This window comes from Delftia sp. ZNC0008 (assembly GCF_000799035.1).
Taxonomy (GTDB): Bacteria; Pseudomonadota; Gammaproteobacteria; order Burkholderiales; family Burkholderiaceae_C; genus Comamonas; species Comamonas tsuruhatensis.
Genome location: NZ_JTKZ01000420.1, coordinates 1 through 2,027 on the forward strand (window position 1 = coordinate 1; position 2,027 = coordinate 2,027).

The 2,027-nt window shown below is 71.8% G+C and carries 1 protein-coding gene; it reads right to left on the reverse strand.

What is annotated here, in order from left to right; genetic code table 11:
• On the reverse strand, window positions 1-2,027 hold a 2,027-nt coding region (locus tag L995_RS13810; protein ID WP_047472313.1), incomplete at both ends, for a type I polyketide synthase.

Genomic DNA, 2,027 nt, shown 5'->3' on the forward strand with positions numbered 1-2,027 from the left:
CGCCGTTGACGGCACCCAGGTCGCAGCCCGCATCCAGCAGCGATTGCAGCTCGGCCTCGACAAGGGGCACCGAGGTCATGGCGCCCTGCGGCAGCGACTGCAGCAGGCGGCCGCGCGCCGCCACGATGCGCAGGGCATGCGGCAGTTCGAACACGCCGGCCAGGCAGGCCGCCACATACTCGCCCAGGCTGTGGCCCAGCATGGACACGGGCTGCACGCCGCGCGCCATCCACATCCGGGCCAGCGCATAGCCGATCACGAACAGTGCCGGCTGGGCCTTGTCCATGGCGGACAGCGCCGCGTCGGCCTCCACCTCTTCACCCGGGGCGGGGAACAGCCACTGGCGCAGGTCCCAGCCTGTTTCGGCCTGCAGCAGCTCGCAGCAGCGGTCCACCTCCTGCCGGAACACACCGCCGTCGCGGTACAGGTCCAGGCCCATGTTGGCGTGCTGCACGCCCCCGCCCGGGAAAAGAAAGACCACGCCGGGCGGCTGTGCCGGCACCTCGGTGGCCTGGCCTGGCGGCGCAGCAGAAGCAGCAGCAGCAGTAGCAGCAGAGAGGTGCAGGCCCTCCACCGCCATGCCCATGCCGTCGGCCACCACGGCACGGCGATGGCCGAAGGCGCGGCGGCCCTGCTGCAGGGTGTGGGCCACATCGTCCAGCGACAGGCCGCTGCCGGCCTGCTGCAGATGGGCAGCCAGGCGGCGCGCCGCTTCGTCCAGCGCACGGGGGCTGCGAGCGGACAGCGGCAGCACCTGCCAGCCCCGGGCTGTATCCGCCGATGCACCGGAAGGGGTGGCAGAGGTGGCAGGGGCTGCAGCAGCCTCCTGCAGCACCACATGGACATTGGTGCCGCCAATGCCGAAGGCGCTCACGCCCGCGCGGCGCGGTGTGGCCGCCTGGGGCCAGGGCCTGGCCGCGGTGTTGACATGGAAGGGACTGCGCTCGAAGTCGATCTGCGGGTGCGGCCGCTCGAAATGCAGGCTGGGCGGCAAGGTGGCATGCCTGAGCGAGAGCACCGTCTTGATCAGGCCCGTGACACCGGCGGCCGCATCGAGATGGCCGATATTGGTCTTCACCGAGCCGATGGCGCAGTAGCCCCTGCGCTGCGTGCTGGCGCGAAAGGCCTGGGTCAGCGCCGCGATCTCGATGGGGTCGCCCAGCGCCGTGCCCGTGCCATGGGCTTCCACATAGCCGATGGTGTCGGCCGGCACGTCCGCCAGGGCCTGCGCCGCGCGCACCACGGCGGCCTGGCCATTGACGCCGGGCGCCGTGAAGCCCACCTTGTCTGCGCCATCGTTGTTGGCGGCGCTGGCCAGGACGACGGCGTGGATGGTGTCGCCGTCGCGCAGCGCATCGTCCAGGCGCTTGAGCACCACAATGCCCGCGCCGCTGCCCTGCAGCGTGCCTGCGGCCTGGGCATCGAAGGCGCGGCAATGCCCGTCCGGCGAGAAGATGGCGCCGGCCTGGTAGCGGTAGCCGCCGTTTTGCAGCAGGTTGAGCGAGACGCCCCCGGCCAGCGCCATGGCGCATTCATGGCCCAGCAGCGCCTGGCAGGCGGTGTGCACGGCCATCAGCGAGGTCGAGCAGGCCGTCTGCACGGTGACGGCCGGGCCGCGCAGGTCCAGCTTGTAGGCCACGCGCGTGGCCAGGGCATCGGCCATGTTGCCGCTCATCAGGCCCAGCAGGTCGGCGACCTGGGCGCCAGGGCCCGGCGCATGGCGGGGCAGCAGATGGCGCATCAGGTAGACGCTGGCGCCCGTGCCCGCGTACACGCCGATGGCGCCGGGGTAGCGCCGGCCCTCGTAGCCCGCATGCTCCAGCGCCTGCCACGCGCATTCCAGGAAAAGGCGGTGCTGCGGGTCCAGCTGCTCGGCATCGCGCGGGGTGTAGCCGAAGAAGTCGGCATCGAAGAGGTCCATGCCGGCCAGCGGCACGCCGGCCTTCACGTAGCCGGCATCTTCCAGCAGGGCCTGGGGCACGCCCAGGGCGCGCAGCTCATCGTCGCTGTAGCGCTTCACGGACTCG